This window comes from Pseudohongiella sp. SYSU M77423 (assembly GCF_029911965.1).
In the GTDB taxonomy this organism is placed as follows: Bacteria; Pseudomonadota; Gammaproteobacteria; order Pseudomonadales; family Pseudohongiellaceae; genus Pseudohongiella.
This window is the reverse complement of the sequence record NZ_JARYTH010000022.1, coordinates 1-501: the sequence shown is the minus strand read 5'-3', so window position 1 is coordinate 501 and position 501 is coordinate 1. Positions and strand designations below refer to the sequence as shown.

The following is a 501-nucleotide window of genomic DNA, read 5'->3' as shown; positions in this document are numbered from 1 at the left end:
GATGAAAGAGCTGGAGGATGAGAATCGTCGGCTCAAGAAGATGTACGCCGAGGAAAAACTCAAGGCTGAGATCCGCCAGGAAGTCATTGAGGGAAAGTACTGAAGCCATCTCAACGCCGAGAGGTGGCTGAAGAAATTGTTAAACGCCGGGGCGTAAGCATCAGATTTGCCTGTTTGTGTATGAGTGTGAGCGAGTCGTGTTATTACTACCGGCCGAAGCTTAGCTCTCAGAACGCGGTAATAGCTGAGTGGCTGTTGCGTCTTACCACAGCCCATAGACGCTGGGGGTTTGGACTTTGCTATTTGCACCTTCGTAACGTGCGTGGTTTTAGTTGGAATCATAAGCGCGTATACCGGATCTATCGGGAGTTGGAATTGAACCTGCGCATCAAGCCCCGGCGGCGAATACAGCGTGACAGGCCTGACCCGCTGAGTGTGCCGACGAACGTTAATCAGGTCTGGTCGATCGACTTCATGAGCGACACGTTGATTGATGGACGC

General features: G+C 52.1%; 1 pseudogene. It reads left to right on the top strand.

Annotated features, from left to right (window positions below):
• Nucleotides 1-501: pseudogene (locus QGM61_RS15225) on the top strand (IS3 family transposase); the annotation flags it as partial.